7 protein-coding genes and 1 pseudogene are annotated in these 23137 nt (G+C 71.4%); 4 read left to right on the top strand and 4 right to left on the bottom strand.

Annotated elements, in window-relative coordinates; genetic code table 11:
• Positions 1-16: 16 nt before the first annotated feature.
• The 3 genes and pseudogenes from ACIQMX_RS00055 to ACIQMX_RS00045 form a co-directional block, all read left to right on the top strand.
• A pseudogene (locus ACIQMX_RS00055) lies at positions 17-5215 on the top strand (beta-ketoacyl synthase N-terminal-like domain-containing protein); the annotation flags it as partial.
• Between the two features lie 75 nt (positions 5216-5290).
• Complete coding sequence (locus tag ACIQMX_RS00050; protein ID WP_363078913.1) at positions 5291-6493, top strand: FAD-dependent oxidoreductase; 1203 nt, start codon at positions 5291-5293, stop codon at positions 6491-6493.
• Between the two features lie 173 nt (positions 6494-6666).
• Complete coding sequence (locus ACIQMX_RS00045) at positions 6667-7428, top strand: TetR/AcrR family transcriptional regulator (protein ID WP_363078914.1); 762 nt, start codon at positions 6667-6669, stop codon at positions 7426-7428.
• 89 nt (positions 7429-7517) lie between these two features.
• Here the strand turns inward: ACIQMX_RS00045 and ACIQMX_RS00040 are convergent, their stop codons facing one another.
• The 4 genes from ACIQMX_RS00040 to ACIQMX_RS00025 all read right to left on the bottom strand — a co-directional run bounded on the left by ACIQMX_RS00040 (position 7518) and on the right by ACIQMX_RS00025 (position 11937).
• Positions 7518-9113: an MFS transporter gene (locus tag ACIQMX_RS00040; protein ID WP_363078915.1), complete on the bottom strand. Its 1596-nt coding sequence runs from the start codon at positions 9111-9113 to the stop codon at positions 7518-7520.
• Positions 9114-9267: 154 nt separating this feature from the next.
• The gene (locus tag ACIQMX_RS00035) at positions 9268-10818 is read right to left on the bottom strand and encodes an AMP-binding protein (RefSeq protein WP_363078916.1); all 1551 of its coding nucleotides are present in this window, start codon (positions 10816-10818) and stop codon (positions 9268-9270) included.
• Positions 10787-11689: a helix-turn-helix domain-containing protein gene (locus tag ACIQMX_RS00030; RefSeq protein WP_363078917.1), complete on the bottom strand. Its 903-nt coding sequence runs from the start codon at positions 11687-11689 to the stop codon at positions 10787-10789. Before ACIQMX_RS00030 ends, ACIQMX_RS00035 begins: the two co-directional genes overlap by 32 nt.
• Before the next feature lie 11 nt (positions 11690-11700).
• Positions 11701-11937, bottom strand: coding sequence for an acyl carrier protein (locus tag ACIQMX_RS00025; RefSeq protein ID WP_363078918.1), 237 nt, complete (start codon positions 11935-11937; stop codon positions 11701-11703).
• Between the two features lie 585 nt (positions 11938-12522).
• Between ACIQMX_RS00025 and ACIQMX_RS00020 the strand changes: the two genes are divergently transcribed.
• On the top strand, positions 12523-23088 hold the full coding sequence (locus ACIQMX_RS00020) for an SDR family NAD(P)-dependent oxidoreductase (RefSeq protein ID WP_402473998.1): 10566 nt from the start codon (positions 12523-12525) through the stop codon (positions 23086-23088).
• The last annotated feature ends 49 nt before the right edge of the window (positions 23089-23137 follow it).

The raw sequence follows: 23137 nt of genomic DNA, 5'->3' as shown, positions 1-23137 counted from the left end.
GGAAACATCTGTAGAGCAGCTGGTCGCGGCCCTCCGCACGACGATGGTCGAGAACGAACGCCTCCGCGCGGCCAACGACCGCCTCACCGGCGACGCCACCGAGCCGATTGCGATCGTGGGGATGGCGTGTCGTTATCCGGGTGGGGTGGGTTCTCCGGATGAGTTGTGGGATCTGGTGGTGGAGGGCCGGGACGGTGTGTCGGCGTTTCCGGTGGACCGTGGGTGGGATGTGGAGGGGATCTACGATCCGGAGCCGGGGAAGCCGGATCGTACGGTGACGCGGGAGGGTGGTTTTCTGTATGACGCGGCTGATTTCGATGCCGGGTTGTTCGGGATCTCGCCGCGTGAGGCGTTGGGGATGGATCCGCAGCAGCGGTTGTTGCTGGAGGCGTCCTGGGAGGCGGTGGAGAGTGCGGGCATCGATCCCCTCTCCCTGAAGGGCAGCCGTACCGGCGTCTTCGCCGGCGTCATGTACCACGACTACGGGCCGGGCACGAGCGACGGCAGCCTGGTCACCGGCCGGGTGGCCTTCACCCTGGGTCTCGAAGGCCCCGCGGTCACCGTCGACACCGCCTGCTCCTCCTCCCTCGTCGCCCTCCACTGGGCGGGCCAGGCGCTGCGCCGGGGCGACTGCTCCATGGCGCTGGTGGGCGGCGTGACGGTGATGACGACGCCGGACATGTTCCTTTACTTCAGCCATCAGCGGGGCATGGCGGCGGACGGCCGCTGCAAGTCCTTCGCGGCCGACGCCGACGGCACGGGCTGCTCGGAGGGCGTCGGAGTCCTCATGGTCGAACGCCTCTCGGACGCCCAGCGGAACGGGCACCCGGTCCTCGCGGTGATCCGGGGCAGCGCCATCAACCAGGACGGCGCGTCGAGCGGGATGACCACCCCGAACGGTCCGTCGCAGCAGCGGGTGATCCGTGCCGCGCTGGAGAACGCCGGGATCACGACCACGGACGTGGACCTGGTGGAGGCGCACGGCACGGGTACCCGGCTGGGCGACCCGATCGAGGCGCAGGCGCTGCTGGCGACGTACGGCAAGGGCCGCCCGGAGGGCGATCCGCTCTGGCTGGGCTCGTTGAAGTCGAACCTGGGCCACACCCAGGCCGCGGCCGGTGTCGGTGGCGTGATCAAGGCCGTGCAGGCCATTCGGCACGGAGTGCTGCCCAAGTCCCTCCATTCACAGACGCGTTCCCCGCACGTGGACTGGGACGCGGGCGATGTGGAGCTGCTGACGGAGTCGCGGGCGTGGCCGGTGCGGGATCGCCCCAGACGTGCGGGTGTGTCGTCGTTCGGTCTGAGCGGGACGAACGCGCACGTGATCGTGGAGCAGGCCCCGGTGACGGACGAGCCGGAGACCGAGGCGGTGACCGGGCTCCCCGTCGTCCCCGTCGTGCTGTCGGCGCAGAGCGAGAGCGGACTCTCCGGCCAGGCCACGCGGTTGCTGGCACGGCTGGCGGAGGAGCCTTCTCCGTCGTTGTTGGATGTGGGATTTTCGTCGGTGGTGTCGCGTGCGGTGTTGGAGCATCGTGCGGTGGTGGCGGCTGCGGACCGTGAGGAGTTGGTGCGGGGTCTGACGGCATTGGCCGAGGGCGAGCTGTCACCCTCGGTGGTGCGGGGATCGGCCCGGCAGACCGGTGCCACGGCCTTCTTGTTCACGGGTCAGGGTGCGCAGCGTCTCGGGATGGGCCGGGAACTGTATGGGGCGTATCCGGTGTTCGCGGCGGCGTTCGATGCGGTTGTGGGGGAGCTGGATGCCCGGTTGGGGCGTTCGTTGCGTGAGGTGGTGTGGGGTGAGGATGCCGGTCTGTTGAACGGGACGATGTTCGCGCAGGCGGGGTTGTTTGCGGTGGAGACTGCGTTGTTCCGGTTGGTGGAGTCGTGGGGGGTGCGTCCGGACTTCCTGGTCGGGCACTCGGTGGGCGAGATTGCCGCTGCTCATGTGTCCGGTGCTCTGTCTCTGGCTGATGCGGCTGAGCTGGTCGTTGCTCGTGGTCGGTTGATGCAGGCGTTGCCTGCTGGTGGGTCGATGGTGGCGGTGGAGGCGACGGAGGCCGAGGTGCTGCCGTTGCTGAATGCCGAGGTGGGTATCGCCGCGGTCAACGGTCCGCGTTCTGTGGTGGTGTCGGGTGCTGAGGTGGCGGTTGCTGATCTGGTGGGGAAGTTTGCGGGTGAGGGGCGTAGGACGAGTGTGTTGCGGGTGTCGCATGCGTTCCATTCGCCGTTGATGGAGCCGATGTTGGCGGAGTTCGGGGCGGTGGTGTCCGGGCTGTCGTTCGGTGCTCCTTCGGTTCCGGTGGTGTCGGGTGTGTCGGGGGATGTGGCGGCGGACTGGGGTTCGGCGGGGTATTGGGTGCGGCATGTGCGGGAGGCGGTGCGGTTCGCGGACGCGGTGTCGTTCGTGGTGTCGCGTGGCGTGACGTCGTTCGTCGAGGTCGGTCCTGATGGTGTGCTGTGTGGGATGGCGCAGCAGTCGGTGGACGCGGAGCGGGCGGCGGTCTTCGTTCCGATGGTGCGCAAGGGTCGTCCGGAGGTTGCTTCGACGGTGACCGCGCTGGGGCAGCTGCACGTGAGCGGTGTGCCGGTCGACTGGTCCCGTTTCTACGAGAGTTCGGGTGCGCGCCGCGTCGATCTGCCGACGTATGCCTTCCAGCGTGAGCGGTACTGGTTGGAGTGTGTGGGTGGTGGGGATGCGGGTGGTTTGGGTCAAGTGGTGGTGGATCATCCGGTGTTGGGTGCTGCGGTGGCGTTGCCGGATTCTGGTGGTGTGGTGTTGACGGGTCGGTTGTCGGTGGAGGGGATGGGTTGGTTGGGGGATCACGTGGTGTTGGGGTCGTTGTTGTTGCCGGGTGCGGCGTTTGTGGAGTTGGTGGTGCGGGCTGGGGATGAGGTGGGTTGTGGGGTGGTGGAGGAGTTGACGTTGCGGGCGCCGTTGGTTGTTCCGGAGCGTGGTGGTGTGGCGTTGCAGGTGGTGGTGGGTGGTCCGGATGAGGTGGGGTCTCGTTCGGTACGGGTGCATTCGCGTCGGGAGAGTGCCGGTGCGGGAGCGGATTGGGTGTTGCATGCGGAGGGTGTGGTGGGTGGCGGTGCGGGGGAGCCGGCGCCGTCGTTCGACCTCATGGCATGGCCCCCGACCGGCGCGACAGCCGTACGGACGAGCGACGCCTATGAGTTGCTCCACAAGCAGGGTTACGTCTACGGCCCCGTCTTCCGCGGGCTCAAGGCCGTGTGGCGGCGCGGGGACGACGTCTTCGCCGAGGTCGAACTGCCCGAGCAGGCGCACGGGGACGCCGAACGATTCGGTCTCCACCCCGCCCTGCTCGACGCGACCATGCACGCGCTGGGGGTCGGTGAGGACGTCACGGGCGACGAGCCGACCGAGCTTCCCTTCACCTGGACGAACGTGTCCCTGCACGCCGCCGGCGCCCGCTCGCTGCGGGTGCGTCTGTCGCCCCAGGGTGCCAACAGCCTCACGATGAACCTGGCGGACCAGAACGGCGCCCCTGTGGCCACGGTCGGCGGACTCATGTTCCGTCCGGTGTCGGTGGAGCAGTTGGTGGGGTCGGGTGGGGGTGGTGGGTTGCATGAGGTGGTGTGGCGGCCGTTGGTGGTTGCTGGGGTGGTTGAGGGTGGTGCTGGTGTTGGTGGGGTGTTTGAGGTGCCGGTGTCGGTGGGTGTGGATCCGGTGGTGGGTGTGCGGTCGGTGTTGGGTGGGGTGTTGGAGGCGGTTCAGGGGTGGCTGGAGGGTGAGGAGGCTGGTCCGTTGGTGGTGGTGACGCGTGGTGCGGTTGCGGTGGGTGGTGGTGTGGGTGTGGATGTGTGTGTGGCGCCGGTGTGGGGGTTGGTGCGGGCGGCGCAGGCGGAGAATCCGGGTCGGTTCGTGTTGGTGGATGTGGATCCTGCGGGTGGTTCGTTCGCTGATGTTGTGGGTGTGGTGGTGGGTTCGGGTGAGCCGGAGGTGGCGGTGCGTGGGGGTGAGGTGCTGGTTCCGCGTCTGGTGGAGGTTGCGGCCGGCGAGCCCGTATCGGACACGGTGTCGGGCGTGGTCCCGGGCGTGGTGGTGGAGGGGACGGTGTTGGTGACGGGTGGTACTGGGGGTTTGGGTGGTTTGGTGGCGCGGCATCTGGTGGTGGCGCGTGGGGTGCGGAGTTTGGTGTTGGCGGGGCGTCGTGGTGTGGAGGCTCCGGGGGTGGAGGAGCTGTGTGGTGAACTGCGTGGTTTGGGTGCTGAGGTGTCGGTGGTGGCGTGTGATGTGTCGGATCGGTCTGCGGTGGCGGATCTGGTGGCGGGTGTGGGTGCTGGTTTGGTGGGTGTGGTGCATGCGGCGGGTGCGGGTGATAACGGTTTGGTGGGTTCGATGGATGGGGTCCGGTTGGATCGGGTGTTGGGGGCGAAGGCGGATGGTGCGTGGTATTTGCATGAGTTGACGCGTGGGTGTGGGTTGGAGTTTTTCGTGATGTTCTCGTCGGCGGGTGGTTCGGTGTTGGCGGCGGGGCAGGCGAATTATGCGGCGGCGAATGTGTTCCTGGACGCGCTTGCGGTGCAGCGTCGGGCGGAGGGGCTGCCGGCCACTTCTCTGGCGTACGGGCTGTGGGACGTCGCCACGGGACTGACCGAGGCCATCGACGACGACGCCCGTCTCATGGCCGCACGCGGTCTGCCCGCTCTCGCCCCGGCCGACGCGCTCCGGCTCTTCGACGCCGGTCTGCGCTCCGGGCTGCCGGCGCTGGTGCCGCTCGCCGTCGACGTACCGACCCTTAAGGCGAAGCCGGGTGCGCTGCACCCCCTTCTGCGGGACATGGTCCTCACCGAGGCCGGTCCCGTGGTCCGGAGCCGCACGAAGAGCGCCGATCCCGCCGCACTGGTGGCACGCCTCGCAGGCCTCGGCGCAGAGGACCGTGAACGGGCTCTGCTGGACCTGGTGCGCGGTCACGCCGCCGCCGTTCTGGGGCACTCGGGCGCCGAGGCCGTCCCGGCCGAGCGCGGATTCCTCGACATCGGGTTCGACTCCCTGACGGCTCTGGAACTCAGGAACCGACTGGGCGAGGTGACCGGCTGCCGGCTGGCGCCGACGCTGATCTTCGACTACCCCTCGGCCGCCGAGCTCGCCGCGCACCTGCGCCGGACGCTCTTCGGGGAGGACGTTCCCGCGGATGACCTGAGCGCGGCCACCGCGGACGAGCTGTTCGACATTCTCGACGGCGAGGCGTAGGGACGCTCCCGGCAGGCCCTGCCGGGAGCGGCACCGGGCGCTCGCGTGAGCACCGACCGGAGACGAGGAGCGAGTGTGCTGAACCGGATAGTCGTCGTGGGCGCGGCGGCCGCAGGACTGACCGCGGTGGAGACGCTGCGGGCCAAGGGGTACGAGGGCGGGCTGACGCTCGTCGGCGACGAACGCCATCCGCCGTACGACCGCCCGCCCCTCTCCAAGGAGTTGCTGGGCGAGAGCTGGGAGCCCCCGAGCACCTGGCTGCGCAAGGAGGACGTGCTGGCGGCCGTCGATGTCGATCTGCGTCTCGGCTGCCGGGCCACCGGCCTCGACCAGGCCGCCCGCACCATCACCCTCTCCACCGGCGAGAGGCTGCCCTACGACGCGGCGGTCATCGCGACCGGTCTTCGGCCGCGCAGGCTGCCCTGCGGGGACGGACTGGAGGGCGTCCACGTCCTGCGGTCGCTGGACGACGCGGTCCGGCTGCGCGAGGCGCTCCGGGCGGGGCCCAGGGTGGCGGTGATCGGGGCAGGTTTCCTCGGTGCGGAGGTCGCCGCCACGGCGCGCGGTGCCGGACTCGACGTGACCCTGATCGACACGAACGACCAGCCGCTCGCGCGCCAGGTCGGGGCCGAGATCGGCGGGCTCGTGGCCGGCCTGCACCGTGACAACGGGGTACGGCTCGTTCTCGGCGCCGATGTCGTGGGAATGGCCCGGGACGGCACGCGTGTCCGCGGCGTCATGCTGTCGGACGGCACCGTCGTCGACGCGGACCTGGTCGTCGTCGCGATCGGCTCCGTGCCCGCCGTGGACTGGCTCGCCGACTCCGGACTGCCCCTGGGCGACGGGGTCCTGTGCGACGCCTACTGCCGGGCCGCCCCCGGGGTGTGGGCGGCGGGAGACGTCGCCAACTGGCCCCACCCCATGGTGGCCGGGGCCCGGGTCAGGCTCGAACAGCGGACCAACGCCGCCCAGCAGGCCATGGCGGTCGCCGCGAACCTGCTGGCGGGCGAAGCGGGAGCGAAGCCGTACACCCCCGTGCCCTTCGGCTGGACGCATCAGTTCGGGGAGAAGATCCAGACCATCGGCTGGTGCCCGCCCGACGCACGGACGGAGATCATCAGCGGTTCGGCCGAGGACCGGGAGTTCGTCGCCGCGTACCACCGTGACGGGGTCCTCGTCGGCGGTCTGGGCTGGAACAGTGCGCGCGGTCTGCGGCAGTGCAGGCAGTTGCTCGGCCGGCCGTCGTCGGAGCTGGCCGCCGCCGCGGCAGGCGTCTGACCAGCTCCACCGGGAGACGGGCGTGGGCCGCCCGGTACGGCACCGCGCGCGGTGCCGTACCGTCTCTCCACCTCGGTCTCACACCGGCTCCGCGTACGGCGGACCCGGGGCGTATACGATGCTCTATGCGTGCGTGATACGCATGGAAGGGCTCTGATGAAGGCAGGCACGAGATGACGACTGGCGAAGGAACGAGCACGGAGGGCGTCGGCCTGCCGAACAGCATCGAGGTGCTCTGGGAACTGCGGAACCGGGAACAGCGCACGGCGCGTACCGGTCTGAGTGTCGAGCGCATCGTGACGGCCGCGATCGAGTCGGCGGACGCCGACGGTCTGGCCGGTCTGTCCATGTCCCGCGTGGCCAAGAGCCTCGACTTCGGCACCATGTCGCTGTACCGCCATGTGTCGAGCAAGGACGAGCTGCGGCAGCTGATGCTCGACATGGCCTACGGCACCCCGCCCCGCATCGACACGGCCGACGGTGACTGGCGGGGCGGGCTGGAGCAGTGGGCCCGCGCGTTCCAGGAGGTCTTCCGCCGGCACCCCTGGATGCTGCAGATCTCGGTCAGCGGTCCGCCCCTGGAGCCGGGTCAGCTCAGCTGGCTGGAGTGCGGCCTGCGCACGCTGGGAGGTACCACCCTGCGGCCGGACGACAAGCTGTCCGTGATGATGCTGATGATCGGCTACGTGCGCAACAACGTGCAGATGTCGCTCGGTGTCGTCACCCAGGACATCAGCGACACGGATCTGATGGCCAACTACGGCCGCGCGCTGGCCAAGTACGCCGACTCCGCGTCCTTCCCCGCTCTCGTCGAGCTGCTGGAGGCCGGGGCGTTCGACGAGCCCGAGGACGACTTCACCTTCGGGCTCCAGCGGGTCCTGGACGGCATCGAGGTGCTGGGCCGCATCCGTAACGGCGAGAAGCCGCTCACCTGACAGTTTGGCGCTACGCGCGTGGAAGGGGGCTGGTTGCCCACCCGGCCGGGTGGGCAACCAGCCCCCTTCCACGCGTGACCCGTGCCGGTTCAGCCCGCGGTGGGCTGCATGCGCTTGGGGGAGGGCACGGTCGCCGGAGCGTCGATGTCGTACGGGTCGATCGGGTCGCCCGTCTCGATCGGTACCTTGCGCAGCAGCATGGCGACGATCGCGGCCACCACGACCATGGCGGCGGCCCCGGAGAGCGCTGCCACCTGGAGGCCGTGGGTGAAGGCCTCGCGGCTGGTGGCGAGCAGTTCGGCACCGACCGCGGCCGGCTGCTGGGCGGCGACGGTGGCGGCGCCGCCGATCGTGTTGCGTACCGCGTCCAGCGCCTCTCCGCCGAGACCGGCCGGGTTCGCCGCGTCCATGTCATGCCGATAGATGGCGGACCCGATGCTGCCGATGACGGCGAAGCCGAACGCGCTGCCGAACTCGGTGAAGGTCTCCGAGGTGGCGGTGGACGATCCGGCGTGCTCCTTCGGTGCGGAGGTGACGACGATCTCCGCGGTGAGAGTCTTCGAGGCCGTCATGCCGGCGGCCATCAGGCCCACGCCCACCAGGAGGAGGGCGACGTTCGAGTCCACCGTGAGCCGGCTGAGCACACCGAATCCGAGGGCCATCACGAGCATGCCGCTGGCGACCAGGTAGACCGGCTTGACCTTGCGGGACAGGGCCGAGACGAGGCCGACCGCGATCCCGATCGCCGGCATCACCGCCATGGACCACAGAGCCGCCCGGAAGGGCGTCATGCCCAGCACCATCTGGAGGAACTGGTTGGTGAGGATGCTGACGCCCATGAACGAGAACATCACCATCAGGTTGGTCAGGATCGCCCCGGTGAAGCCGCCGTAGCGGAACAGTGAGATGTCGATGAGCGGGTGCGACGTCATGCGCTGGCGCTGCACGAAGGCGACGAGCAGGACGGCGCCGACACCGGCCCAGATCGCGGACTCGCCGGACCAGCCGTCCACGGCCAGCTCCTTGAGGCCGTAGATGAACGGCATGATGCCCGCGATCGAGAGAAACGCGCCGAGCACGTCCAGCTTGCCGCGCGAGGGATCGCGCCGCTCCGGCAGCAGGATCGGGGCCAGGATCAGCACCAGCACCATCACCGGGGTGTTGATCATGAAGACCGAACCCCACCAGAAGTTGTTCAGCAGCAGACCTCCGACGACCGGCCCGAGGGCCGCCCCGGTGGCGAGGGTGCCGCTCCAGGCGGCGATGGCCGACTTGCGCTGCTTGGAGTCGTGGAACATGTTGCGGATCAGGGCCAGGGAGGTCGGCGTCAGGGTCGCCGCGCCGAGCCCCAGCAGGGCGCGCGCGCCGATGAGCATCTCGGGGGTGTCCGCCGTCGCGGCGAGTGCGGAGGCGACGCCGAAGACCAGGGCGCCGATGATCAGGAGCTTCCGACGGCCGAATCGGTCGCCGACCCAGCCCATCGTGATCAGCGCGCCGGCCAGCACGAAGCTGTAGATGTCCATGATCCACAGCAGCTGGGTGGCGCTCGGCTTCAGGGACTCGCTGATGGGTGTGATCGCGAAGCCGAGTACCGAGATGTCAATGGCGATCAGCAGGGTGACCAGGACGATCACCACGAGGCCGAGCCATTCCTTTAGCCCCGCGCGGGGCTTGATTTCTGTCATGGCAAACGTCCATGCCTTCCTGCGTCATGACCCTGGGTACGTAACACGCTGAGCGTATCAGGTACGCGTGAGCGTGTCGCGTACTCATTCCGGTGCTCATCCACGTGCTCATCTGTGGCCGGCCGGGGTCCGGAGGCCTTGTGCCGCCGGGGCTTCAGTGCGAACGGCCGAGCAGTTCCAGCGCCCGGCGCAGCAGTGCCCGCCGGTCGATCTTCCGATTGGGGTTGAGCGGGAATTCCGCGATGTGGAAGAAGTGCTGGGGGAGTACGGCCCGGGGGAGCGTGCTGCTCAGCTCGCGGGCCAGGGCGACGGGCGGAACGCGCGCTCCGGTGTGGAAAGCGGCCAGGGTGATGCCCTGCTCGGAGGGCACGGGCACCGCCACGGCGTCCTCCACCCCCGGACACCGGCGCAGCGCCTCGTCGATCTCCGCCAGTTCGACCCGTACGCCACGGACCTGAACCTGCTGATCCAGCCGGCCGAGGTAGAGCAACTGACCGTCCTCACCCACGCGGATCCGGTCGCCCGTCCGGTAGTAGCGGACCCCGTCGCGGTCGAGGAAGCGGCCCGCGTCATCGGCCGGGTCCAGGTATCCGGCGGTCAGCTGCGGGCCGGCGACGCACAACTCGCCTTCCAGCAATTCCGGTTCGCCGTCCTCGCCGATCAACATCCAGGCGTGGCCCGCGTGAACCGGTCCGATCGGGACGACACCCGCGACCGAGATGCCGGGCGAGGTCACGGGCGACCAGCGATGCCGCGTGATGGTGATCGTCAGCTCGGTCGGGCCGTAGAGGTTCTCGACAGCCGAACCCGGCGCCGCGTGCTGCCAGTCCGTCACGTCCTGGCAGGTCACCGCCTCGCCCGCGAAGAAGCTCCAGCGCAGTGAGGGCAGGGAGCCGTCCGTCAGCCGGCCGGTGCGACGGACCAGGCCGATCACGCTGGGGGTGGAGAACCAGACGGTGATGCCCTGGTCGGCGACGAAACCCGGCAGGTCCCGGTAGGCGCCCGCGGGAACGGCCACCAGCGTGGCGCCGGCACCCCACGCGCAGAACAGGTCGAACATCGCGCAGTCGAAGTTCAGATCGAAGTTCTGGGAGAACACGTCGTGCGGTCCGAAGTCGTACCGCGCGTCGAGCAGGCCGAAGTAATGGGCACCGTTGGCATGCGTGACCGGTACGCCCTTGGGCCGTCCCGTGGAACCGGAGGTGAACAGCACATAGGCGATGTCGTCGGGGGCGACCGGGTGAGGGCGTGCCAGGCGTGCCGACGAGGCGGGGGAGACCACCCCGTCCGCCCCGTCGGCATCCCCGTCCAGCAGGGCGGGAAGCGCGATGCCTTCCGCGCGCAGCTTCCCCAGCGCCGTGACCGCCTCGGCGTCCACGATCAGCGCCTCCACCCCCGCCGCCTCAAGCATCTGGAGGGTGCGGAGGACGGGGAAGGAAGGCTGTAGCGGAACCATCGGCACCCCGGTGAACAGGCAGGCCAGGATTCCCGTGTAGGCGTCGAGCCCCTTGCCTGCGAGCACGCCCACCGCGGCCGGGCGCTCCGGGAGCGCGGCCAGGAGCGAGCCCGCCCAGGTCAGCGCCCGGTCGTACAGCTCCCGGTACGTCAAGGAGGCCTCGCCGACACGGACGGCCACCCCTTCCGGGGACCGTGCCAGTCCGCGCAGGAAGCGGTCATAGAGAGCGAGGGCCGATGTCTGGTCCATGAGTGTTCCCCGGATGGCGATGGATGGATGAGGTGGGGCGGTGCCCGGTTCCCGCGAGCCGCAGGAGGACCTCGGTGGGGTCGGCCCAGGGACGGGTGGCCGGCGCGTGGTGCAGGGAGACCCGGGGATTTCTCACGAGCCACTCGCGTACGCCCCTGGACCGCACCGCGCCTGTCCCGTTCAGGAGTACGTGCAGCCTCGGGTAGGGGTGGGCCTGGGCAACGGAGTCCAGGAGGTGCAGAAAGGCGGCCGGCGCGGAGGCGCTGTCGGCCGCGTGCCCGACCCGGTCGACCAGCAGGGGGCGGAACCGCTCCTCGGCCCGGCACCCCGTCCGCTCGTCCGCCCGCAGGACCACGGCGTTCCACGACGATGCGCGAAAGACGCCGACGACCCCTTGATGGACACCGGGCGGCAGGGGTGGCACGGCCGGCAGTTGGAAGGCTTCGGGCCGATGGGGCCGTACCCCCCACTTGCGCCACACGCGCGCCACTGTGGAGTGGGCGATCCCCAACTCGTCGGCGAGCAGCCGCGAGGACCAGTACGGGGCCCGCAGCCGGGCCGGCGGCCTGGCACCGTCGGCAAGCGTGGCGACGAGCACCGCCACCTCGTCCACCGTCGCGGGGCGCCCCGGCCGGGGCAGATCACCCAGTGCCGCGATACCTGAATCCGCATACCGCGAACGCCACTTGATGACGGTCGGTCGGGAGACCCGCAACTGGGCGGCGACCTCCGTGTTCGAGACGCCTCCTGCGGCGAGCAGCACGATTCGCGCCCGCCGGACGAGCCCGGCGGGCGCCGTCGACATACGGGTCAGAGCCTCGAGCCGGGCCCGGTCGCCCTCGTGCAGTCGCAGGGCCGGGACGCTATGCATGGCAGCGGCCCTCAGCGCAGACGTTGCAGTGAGTTCCAGAGGACGTCCGGGGTCTCGAATATCTCCAGCGAGAGCGCCTCGTCGCGGAAACGCACGTCGTAAGCGGCTTCGAGGCCCGCGAGAAGTTCGATCATGCCCAGCGAATCGAGGCCGTATTCGCGCAGCCTCATGTCCTCCGTGATCGGCTCGTCCGGAGGAAGGAAAGACAGCTGCTTCCGAAGGAGAATGTCGAACTGTTCATCCCACATGAGGACTCCGGTTTCAGGCGCGAAGGGGTGAAGGGTCGTTCCGGGATCGACGGACCGCTGGACGGACCGGAACGGAGACGGGAAGCAGTCTGCCGCCGCGCGTCCGGCCAGAAATGCGAAGCAGCCGGCCGCCCGCGAGCCCGGCCGGATTTGCGAAGCAACCGACCGCCCACGAGCGCGGCCGGAAAGGGGTTGCCGGAGCCCGACGCTAGTCCCGGCGGGCCCGAACCAGTACCCCTACCCGCCCCTATGAAGGCGTCGCGCGAAGGGCGTTCCCTCAACGGACGCAGGACAAGTTCTCCGTGGCCGCCCCCTTCCTCGCAGGTGAGGGCAGTCGGCTGACCCCCGATCCACCACGCGCCGCCCGGCCGGACGGCCCGGCGACCCCACCCCCGCTCTGGGGTGACGGCGACCGGGCAGGGGCCCGATTGTGGGGACCCCGGGCGCGACTAAGGGGTGGGCAACAGGTCCGTCGGCACCGTAATTTTCCGAGTGACCCCACGATTCATTCTCTTCATCCGCTCATTCCGCCATTTGCTCGGATCCGCGGTCCGCTGAACGTCATGACACAGGAGGGCATGCTCGGTGAGTAACGAGGAAAAACTTCTCGAGTATCTGCGCCGGGCGACAGCCGACTTGCGCGACATGCGCAAAAGACTCGCCGCCGCGGAGCGCAAGTCCAGCGGCGAGCCGATTGCGATCGTGGGGATGGCGTGTCGTTATCCGGGTGGGGTGGGTTCTCCGGATGAGTTGTGGGATCTGGTGGTGGAGGGCCGGGACGGTGTGTCGGCGTTTCCGGTGGACCGTGGGTGGGATGTGGAGGGGATCTACGATCCGGAGCCGGGTAAGCCGGATCGTACGGTGACGCGGGAGGGTGGTTTTCTGTATGACGCGGCTGATTTCGATGCCGGGTTGTTCGGGATCTCGCCGCGTGAGGCGTTGGGGATGGATCCGCAGCAGCGGTTGTTGCTGGAGGCGTCCTGGGAGGCGGTGGAAAGTGCGGGCATCGATCCCCTCTCCCTGAAGGGCAGCCGCACCGGCGTCTTCGCCGGCCTGATGTACCACGACTACGCCCTGGGTACCGAGGCGGCGGCCACGACCGGCGGCAGCCTCGTCTCGGGGCGCGTCTCCTACACCCTCGGCCTCGAAGGGCCGTCCGTCACGGTGGACACCGCGTGCTCGTCGTCACTGGTCGCCCTGCACCTGGGAGCTCAGGCGCTGCGGTCCGACGAGTGCTCGATGGCGCTGGTGGGCGGCGTGACGGTGATGACGACGCCGGACATGTTCCTCTACTTCAGCCATCAGCGGGGCATGGCGGCGGACGGCCGCTGCAAGTCCTTCGCGGCCGACGCCGACGGCACGGGCTGCTCGGAGGGCGTCGGAGTCCTCATGCTGGAGCGCCTCTCGGACGCCCAGCGGAACGGGCACCCGGTCCTCGCGGTGATCCGGGGCAGCGCCATCAACCAGGACGGCGCGTCGAGCAGCATGACGGCTCCGAACGGTCCGTCGCAGCAGCGGGTGATCCGTGCGGCACTGGATGGTGCGGGGCTGACCTCTGCCGATGTGGATCTGGTGGAGGCGCATGGGACGGGGACCCGGCTGGGTGATCCGATCGAGGCGCAGGCGTTGTTGGCGACGTATGGGCAGGGCCGCCCGGAGGGCGATCCGTTGTGGCTGGGGTCGTTGAAGTCGAACCTTGGCCACACGCAGGCGGCTGCGGGTGTGGGTGGTGTGATCAAGGCGGTGCAGGCGATTCGGCATGGTGTGCTGCCGAGGACGTTGCATGTGGATGTGCCGACGCCGCAGGTGGACTGGTCAGCGGGCGACGTGGAGCTGTTGACGGAGTCGCGGGCGTGGCCGGTGCGGGATCGGCCGCGGCGTGCGGGTGTGTCGTCGTTCGGCCTGAGTGGGACGAATGCGCATGTGATCGTGGAGCAGGCTCCGGTGGTCGAGGAGCCGGAGGTTTTGGCGACGGTTGAGCTGCCGGTGGTTCCGGTGGTGTTGTCGGCGCGGAGTGAGGCTGGGCTGTGTGCGCAGGCGGCGAAGCTGTTGGGAGTTTCCGAGCCATCGTCGTTGTTGGATGTGGGTTTCTCGTCGGTGGTGTCGCGTGCGGTGTTGGAGCATCGTGCGGTGGTGGCGGCGTCGGACCGTGAGGAGTTGGTGCGGGGTCTGACTGCGTTGGCCGAGGGTGGTATCTCGTCTTCGGTGGTGCGGGGGTCGGTGCGGCCGGCGGGCAAGGTCGCGTTCCTGTTCACGGGCCAGGGCGCGCAGCGGTTGGGGATGGGCCGGGAGCTGTATGAGGCGTATCCGGTGTTCGCGGCGGCGTTCGATGAGGTCGTGGGGGAGCTGGATGCCCGGTTGGGGCGTTCGCTGCGTGAGGTGGTGTGGGGCGAGGATGCCGGTCTGCTGAACCAGACGATGTTCGCCCAGGCGGGCCTGTTCGCGGTGGAGACGGCTCTGTTCAGGCTGGTGGAGTCGTGGGGGGTGCGCCCGGACTTCCTGGTTGGGCACTCGGTCGGCGAGATCGCCGCTGCTCACGTGTCCGGTGCTCTATCTCTGGCTGATGCGGCGGAACTGGTCGTTGCCCGGGGCCGGTTGATGCAGGCGTTGCCTGCTGGTGGGTCGATGGTGGCGGTGGAGGCGACGGAGGACGAGGTCCTTCCGCTGCTGAATGCCGAGGTCGGGATCGCCGCGGTGAACGGGCCCCGGTCGGTGGTGGTGTCCGGTGGGGATGCTGCGGTTGCTGATCTGGTGGGGAAGTTTGCGGGTGAGGGGCGTAGGACGAGTGTGTTGCGGGTGTCGCATGCGTTCCATTCGCCTTTGATGGAGCCGATGTTGGCGGAGTTCGGGGCGGTGGTGTCCGGGCTGTCGTTCGGTGCTCCTTCGGTTCCGGTGGTGTCGGGTGTGTCCGGGGATCTTTCTGAGGCGTGGGGTTCGTCGGGGTATTGGGTGCGGCATGTGCGGGAGGCGGTGCGGTTCGCGGACGCGGTGTCGTTTGTGGTGTCGCGGGGTGTGACGTCGTTCGTCGAGGTCGGTCCTGATGGTGTGCTGTGTGGGATGGCGCAGCAGTCGGTCGATGTGGAGCGGGCGGCGGTCTTTGTTCCGTTGGTGCGCAAGGGTCGCCCGGAGGTGGCCTCGGCGGTGACCGGGCTGGGGCAGCTGCACGTGAGCGGTGTGCCGGTCGACTGGGCGCGGTTCTTCGAGGGCACGGGTGCCCGCCGCGTGGATCTGCCCACGTACGCCTTCCAGCGTGAGCGGTACTGGATGGAGGCGGAACTCGGCGGCAACGACCCCGGCTCGCTCGGGCTGGGAACCACCGATCATCCGCTGCTCGGTGCCACCGTCACTCTTCCCGGGACGGACGGGCCCGTGCTCACGGGGCGGTTGTCCCTCGACAGCCAGCCATGGCTCGCCGATCACCGGATGGGCGCGTCCGTCCTGTTCCCGGGGACGGGGCTGGTGGAGCTGGCGCTCTGCGCCGGCGCGCAGGTCGGATGCGACGTGCTCGACGAGCTGACCCTCCAGGCGCCCCTGGTGCTGCCGCCCCGCGGCGGCGTCCAGGTCCGCGTCGTGGTGGGCGCCGACGACCGTACCGGCGCCAGGAGCGTCGCCGTGCACGCGAGGGACGAGGACGACGGAGCGGGCGACGCACCGTGGACCCTGCACGCCGACGGCGTGCTGCTCCCCGAGGTACCGGCACCTGCCTTCGACGCCGCGGTCTGGCCCCCGCAGGACGCATCGCCGGTGGAACTGGATGATGTGTACGGCCAGTTGGCGGCACAGGGCTATGCGTACGGACCGGCGTTCCAGGGACTCGTCGCCGTCTGGCGGCGCGATGGCGAGATCTTCGCGGAGGTGGCCCTGCCCGGGGCGGCGGCCACGGACGCCGAGCACTACGGCCTGCACCCCGCACTGTTCGACGCGGCGCTGCACGCCTCACTCCTCGACGGGGCCGACGCGGCACCCGGCGACGAGGGGACGGCACATCTTCCCTTCGCGTGGAAGGGTGTTCGCCTCCACGCCACCGGCGCATCCCGCCTCCGGGTGAGGATCGCACCGTCCGGTGCCGACAGCGTCACCGTGGACGGGGCGGACACCGAAGGACGTCCCGTGTTCTCCGTGGGCGCCCTCGTCACCCGCCCGGTCTCCGTCGACGCCACGGCCGGGACGGCACAGCGCGGTTCCCTCTACTCCGTGCGATGGACGCCGCTCACGCCGGCCGCCGCCCCCGAGGTCGTCGCCGTGCCCTGGGACCACCGGAACGACGGCCCCGTGCCCGAGGCCGCCGTGCTCGTCTGGGAATGCCCGTCGCCCGTCGGCGACCCGGTGTCGGAGGCGCACGAGCTGACCGCCCGCGCACTCGGTGTCGTACAGGAGTGGCTGACGGACGAACGGTTCGCGGCCGGCAGGCTGCTCGTGGTCACCCGGGGAGCGGTCGCTCTGCCGGGCGAGACGCTCGCACATCCGGCGGCCGCAGCCGTCGCCGGTCTGGTGCGGTCCGCGCAGAGTGAGAATCCCGGGCGGATCCTGCTCGCGGACACCGACGGAGACAGCGCCCGCCTCGCCGCGGCCGTCGCCTCCGGCGAACCCGAATCGGCGCTCCGGGAAAGCGGTGTGTGGGCGCCCAGGCTGACCCGTGTCCCGCAGGCCCGGGACACGGAGCACCGCTCACCGTTCGGCGGAGACGAAGCGACCGTGCTGGTCACCGGCGGTACGGGCACCCTCGGCGCGCTCGTGGCCCGTCATCTCGTCACCGTGCACGGCGTCCGGCGACTGGTGCTCACCGGCCGCCGCGGCCCCGACGCACCGGGGGCCGCCGGGCTGCGCACCGAACTGGCGGGCCTCGGCGCCGAAGTAACGGTCGCCGCGTGCGACCTCGCCGACCGGGAGGCGGCCCGTGCCCTGCTGACCGCGCACGCGCCGACGGCGGTCGTCCACTGCGCGGGAGTGCTGGAGGACGCCACCCTCGGTTCGCTCACCGCCGGTCAGCTCTCCCGCGTGCTGCGGCCGAAGATCGACGCGGCGTGGAACCTGCACGAACTGACGGCCCACCTCGACCTCTCCGCGTTCGTGCTCTTCTCGTCCGTCGCCGGCGTCCTCGGCAATCCGGGCCAGGCCAACTACGCTGCCGGCAACGCCTTCCTGGACGCCCTCGCCGTCCGGCGGAAGGGACTGGGCCTGCCCGGGCAATCACTCGCGTGGGGGCTGTGGGCCGACGGCGACGGCATGGCCAGTGGGCTGGACGGCACCGATCTGCGACGTATGAGCCGCTCCGGCGTGGAACCCCTCGCGCCGGCCCACGCACTGGCACTGCTGGACGAGGCCGGGCAGTCGGACGACGCGCTGCTCCTTCCGGTCCGCCTCGACCTCAGGACACTGCGCGCGGCGGAGCCGCCGTCCCCCATCCTGTCCGGCCTGGTGCACCGCAAGGCGCGCGCCACGTCCGCCGTACCGGCCGGGCAGCCCCGGTCCGGCCTGACCGCCCTGGCGCCCAAGGAGCGGCTGCGCGCCCTGCTCGATCTCGTACGGGCCCAGGTGGCCTCCGTGCTCGGCCACGGGTCCGCGGCCGACGTGGAGCCCGACCGGGCCTTCACGGAGATCGGGTTCGACTCCCTGACCGCGATGGAGCTGCGCAACCAGCTCGCCTCCGCCACCGGACTCAGACTGCCCGCCACCCTGGTCTTCGACCACCCCAACGCCCGCGCCGTCGCCGGACACCTCGACACCCTCCTCGCGGGCGACAGCACCGCGGCCGTCGCGGCCGTGGCCGCGCTGTCGGCCGACGACGACCCCGTCGTCATCGTGTCCATGGCCTGCCGCTACCCGGGTGGGGTGCGCTCGCCCGAAGACCTGTGGCAGCTCGTCGACGACGGGGTCGACGCCATCACCGAGTTCCCCCGCAACCGTGGCTGGGACCTGGAGCGGCTCTACGACCCCGAGTCCACCCGCCCCGGTACCTGCTACGTACGCCATGGCGGATTCCTGCACGACGCCGCCGACTTCGACCCCGGCTTCTTCGGGATCAGTCCGAACGACGCGCTGACCACCGACCCGCAGCACCGGCTGATGCTGGAGGTCGCGTGGGAGGCGATGGAGCGGGCGACGATCGATCCGCTCTCGCTCAAGGGCACCGCGACCGGCGTCTTCACCGGCACGATGTACCACGACTACGCGGGCAACAGCGCCGCCGGATCGCTGGGCCCCGGCCGCGTCTCGTACACCTTCGGTCTCGAAGGGCCCTCGCTGGCCGTCGACACCGCCTGCTCCTCTTCCCTGGTCGCGCTGCACCTGGCCGCCCAGGCCGTGCGATCGGGCGAATGCGGGCTGGCCCTGGTCGGCGGCGTGACCGTCATGTCGACCCCCGAGACGTTCATCGAGTTCGCCCGGCAGCGCGGGCTGTCCCGCGACGGCCGGTGCCGCTCGTTCTCCTCGGCCGCCGACGGCGCCGCCTGGTCCGAGGGCGCGGGCATGCTCGTGATCGAGCGGCTCTCCGACGCCCGCCGGAACGGGCATCCGGTCCTGGCCGTCCTGCGCGGCAGCGCCGTCAACCAGGACGGTGCCAGCAACGGGCTCATGGCCCCCAACGGCCCGTCCCAGCAGCGCGTCATCCGCCAGGCGCTCGCGAACGCCGGACTCGGCGCCGCCGACGTGGACACCGTCGAGGCCCATGGCACCGGGACCACCCTGGGCGACCCGATCGAGGCGCAGGCCCTGCTCGCGACCTACGGCCAGGACCGCGCCGAGGGCAGGCCGCTGTACCTCGGCTCGATCAAGTCGAACATCGGGCACGCCCAGGCCGCCGCCGGTATCGCCGGGGTGATCAAGATGGTCGAGGCGATGCGGCACGGCGTCCTCCCCGCCTCCCTCCACCTGGACGAGCCCTCGCCCCAGGTCGACTGGGAGACGGGTGACGTCGCGCTGCTGGCGCAGGCGCGTCCGTGGCCCGAGCTGGACCGTCCCCGCCGCGCCGGAGTCTCGTCGTTCGGCATCAGCGGCACCAACGCCCACGTGATCATCGAGGCGCCGGCGCCCGATACGGCAGCGCCGCAGGCCGCCCCCGAAGCCACCGAGCAGAGCACCCCGACCCCGACCCCCGTCCCCGTGCCGTGGCTCCTGTCGGCCCGCGACCCCGAGGGCACGGCCCGCCAGGCCGCCCGGCTGCTGACCCACCTGGAGTCCCGCCCCGCCGCGAGCGCACTCGACATCGCCCACTCCCTGGCGACCACCCGTACCCCCCTGGAACAGCGTGCCGCGCTCCTGGTCACCGACCGGGCCCGGGCCATGCACGACCTGGCCGTGCTCGCGGACGGCGGCACCGCCGCCTCGCTCGTGACCGCGCAGGACCCCGGACGCGCCGGAGGCGGACCGACCGCGTTCCTCTTCTCCGGCCAGGGCTCCCAACGCCTCGGCATGGGCGGGCGGCTGCACCGTACCCATCCCGTCTTCGCGCGGGCCTTCGACGAGGCCGTCGCCGCGCTCGACGCCCACCTCGACCGGCCGCTCGCCGACGTCGTGCGCGAGGACGAGGCCGCCCTGAACCGCACCGGGTACACCCAGGCGGCGCTGTTCGCCTTCGAGGTGGCCCAGTTCAGGCTGCTGGAGTCCTGGGGCGTCCGCCCCGACTTCCTCGCCGGTCACTCGATCGGCGAACTGGTCGCCGCCCACGTCAGCGGGGCCCTGACGCTGCCGGACGCCGCACGCCTGGTCGCCGCCCGCGGCCTGCTGATGCAGGCGCTGCCGGAGGGCGGTGCCATGGCCGCCCTGCGGGCGAGCGAGGACGAGGTGGCACCGCTCCTCACCGCCGAGGTCGCCGTCGCCGCCGTCAACGGTCCCGAGTCCGTCGTCGTCTCGGGCACCGCCACCGCCGTACGAGCCGTGACGGACCACTTCGCGGCGCTGGGCCGCTCGGCCAAGCCGCTGAGGGTGTCGCACGCCTTCCACTCGCCGCTGATGGAACCCATGCTGGCCGACTTCGCGCGCGCCGCCGCCGGGTTGACCGTGACCGAGCCGTCCGTCCCGATCGTGTCCACCCTGACCGGACGCGTCGTGACGGCCGCCGACCTCGCCGACCCCGGGCACTGGGTCGGGCACGTGCGGGGGACCGTGCGGTTCGCCGACGCCGTACGCACCCTGGACGAGGCGGGTGTCACCACCTACCTGGAGATCGGACCCGACGCCGCGCTGTCCGCCCTCGGCCCCGCCTGCCTGCCCGACACGAGCACCGCCGCGTTCCTGCCGCTGTCGCGCCGCGACCGCGACGAGGCGGCGGAGCTCGTCGGAGCACTCGCGCTCGCCCACGTACGCCATGTCCCGGTCGACTGGGCGGAGTTCTTCGCGGGGAGCGGAGCGGGCCGCGTCGGCCTCCCGACGTACGCGTTCCGCCGCGAACCGTTCTGGGCGCTGCCCGAACGGGCCGGGGCCGACCTCGCCGCCGCCGGACTCGGCACCACGGAACACCCGCTGCTCGGCGCTGTCGTGGCGCTGCCCGACGGCGGCGCCCTCCTGACCGGCCGGCCGAACCGTGCCGAACTGCCCTGGCTCGACGACCACGACCTTCTCGGGGCCACCGTCCTGCCCGCCGCCGCCTTCGCCGACCTCGCCCTCAGCGCCGGAGCGGGGACCGGCTGCCTCCGCCTGGACGAGCTGACGGTCACGGCCCAGCTGCCGCTGACGGCCGGCCCCGGACCCGAACTCCGGGTCACCGTCGGCGCGCCCGCGGACGACGGCCGCCGTACGGTCGACATCCACTCCAGGAACCAAGGCGCGCAGGCGGAGGACGACGACGCGGCATGGGTCCGGCACGCCCGGGGCGTCCTCGCCACGGCGGCCGCCGAGCCGGTCACGGACCCGGCCGCCTGGCCGCCGCCCGGCGCCACCCCGCTGGACCCGGACACCCTCTACGACCGGCTGTTCGCCCTCGGCCACGGACACGGCCCGGCCTTCCGCACCATCGGCTCCGCCTGGCGGAGCGGGGACGAGCTCTTCGCCGACGCCGTACTCGGCGAGGAGACGGCCCCGGAGCAGTGCGCGCTGCACCCGGCCCTGCTCGATGCCGCCGTCCAGCTGGCCCGTTTCGGGGCCCTGTCCGCAGGCGAGGAGCCGGGCGGCGACGCGCCGCTGAGCCCCGCGGCCTGGACCGGCGTACAGGTGCACCGCGCGGGCGCCGCCGAACTGCGGATACGGGTCCGCCCGACCGGCCCGGACCGCGTGTCGTTCCACTGCGCTGACGGCGAGGGACGGCCCGTCCTGACGGCCGAGGACATCGCGTGGAAGCCCGTCACCGCCGCCGAACTGACCACCGGCACCCCCCAGGGCGCGCTGTACCGGCTTGAGTGGGCGCCCGCTCCCGTCGACATCGCCGACCTCGGGGCCAGGACCGCCGTCCTCGCCGCCGCAGGGCCCCTCGACGACCCGCGCACCGGCCTTCCCTTCCCGGCCTTCGACCCGCGCGAGCCGCTGGACGGGGACGCCCCCGGCTTCGTCCTGCTGCCCCTGGCCGATCAGACCGGCGACGAGCCGGACGCCGTACGCACGCACGCCGCCGAAGTCCTCTCACACATGAGGGAGTTCCTCCGCCACGCCCCGGACGGAGGCGCGAGCAGGCTGGCCGTTGTCACCCGGCACGCCGTCGCGGCGGGGGACGAGGCGCCGGACGTCCGGCACGCGGCCGTATGGGGCCTCGTCCGGGCCGCGCAGAGCGAACACCCCGGACGGTTCGTCCTCGCCGACGTGGACGGGCTGGACGCCTCGGCGACCGCGCTGCCGGACGCCCTCGCCACCGGCGCCGACGAACTCGCCGTCCGGGGCGGCACCGTACTCGTACCGAAACTGGTCCCAGCGGAACCGGCCACCGACGCGGCCGCCCCCGCCCCCGCGTCCGGCGGCACCGTACTCGTCACGGGCGGACCCTCCACGACGGGCGCCGCGCTGGTCCGCCGCCTCGTCACCGCGCTCGGCGCCCGCCACGTCCTCGTCGCCGGCGGCGGTACCGCACCCGGGGAGACGGACGCGCTCACCGCAGGCACCGATGCCGAACCGGCCTTCAGCGACTGCGACCCCGCCGACCGCGAAGCGCTCGCCGCCCTCCTCTCCGGCCTCCCCGGCCCGCTCACCGCCGTCGTCCACACGGGGCCCGCCGGGGAGAGCGCGCCGATCGGCGAACGAACCCCGCACCTCCTCGACGAGGCGCTGCGCCGGCACGCCGACGCCGCCTGGAACCTGCACGAGCTGACGACCGGCCTCGACCTGTCGGCCTTCGTCCTCCTCACCTCGGCCCACGGTCTCGTCCACAGCGCCGGAGAGGCCCACCACGCCGCCGCGCACACCTTCCTGGACACCCTCGCCCGGCACCGGCACGCCCTCGGCCTCCCCGCGACCGCCGTCGCCCTCACCCCGCAGAACACCACCGTCGGCGCCGGTCTGCTGCCGCTGACCGCCGAGCGCACCACGGCACTCCTCGACGAGGCGCTGCGCACCCCGGCCCCCGCACTGTTCGCCCTCCACCCCGACCAAGGCGCCCTGCGCGCCCTCGCCGGCCACCTGCCCCCCGTACTCGGCACACTGGTCCGCACGCCCGGCCGCGCCGGAACCCGTCCGGGCACGGGTCTCTCCGCCGCCGCCGAACTGCGCGGCCGCCTCGCCGGCCGGAGCGAGGAGGAGCGGGGCCGCATTCTGCTGGAACTCGTCCGCACCCACGTCGCCACCCTGCTCGGCCACCCCGGCCCCGAGGCGGTCGGCGCCGACCGGGCCTTCCAGGACATCGGCTTCGACTCACTGGCCGCCGTCGAACTCCGCCGCCGGCTCGGCAGCGCCACCGGCCTCAGCCTCCCCGCCAGCCTCGTCTTCGACCACCCGGACTCCCGCGCCGTCGCGGCGCACCTCACCGGACTGATCGACGACGGATCCGGGGAACAGGACGCCTCCGAAGCGCTGTGGGCCATGCTCGACCAACTCGACGCGAGCCTCACCGCCGCACAGCCCGACGCCGGGGCCCGCCCGCGCATCACCTCCCGGCTGGAGGCGCTGCTGCGCCGCTGGCAGGACACCCACGGTGACGCCGACGGCCGCACCCGCGACGAGGACGACGCGCTCGACTCGGTCACCGACGACGAACTCTTCGACGTGCTGGACCAGGAGATCGGACTCCTCTAGCCCCACCGACCAGGCCGCCGGGGCCGGGCGGCCCCCGCCCCGGCCCCGA

Source organism: Streptomyces sp. NPDC091416 (assembly GCF_044756845.1).
Taxonomy (GTDB): Bacteria; Actinomycetota; Actinomycetes; order Streptomycetales; family Streptomycetaceae; genus Streptomyces.
Note: the sequence above shows the minus strand (reverse complement) of the source record. Positions and strands in the feature narration are given on the sequence as shown.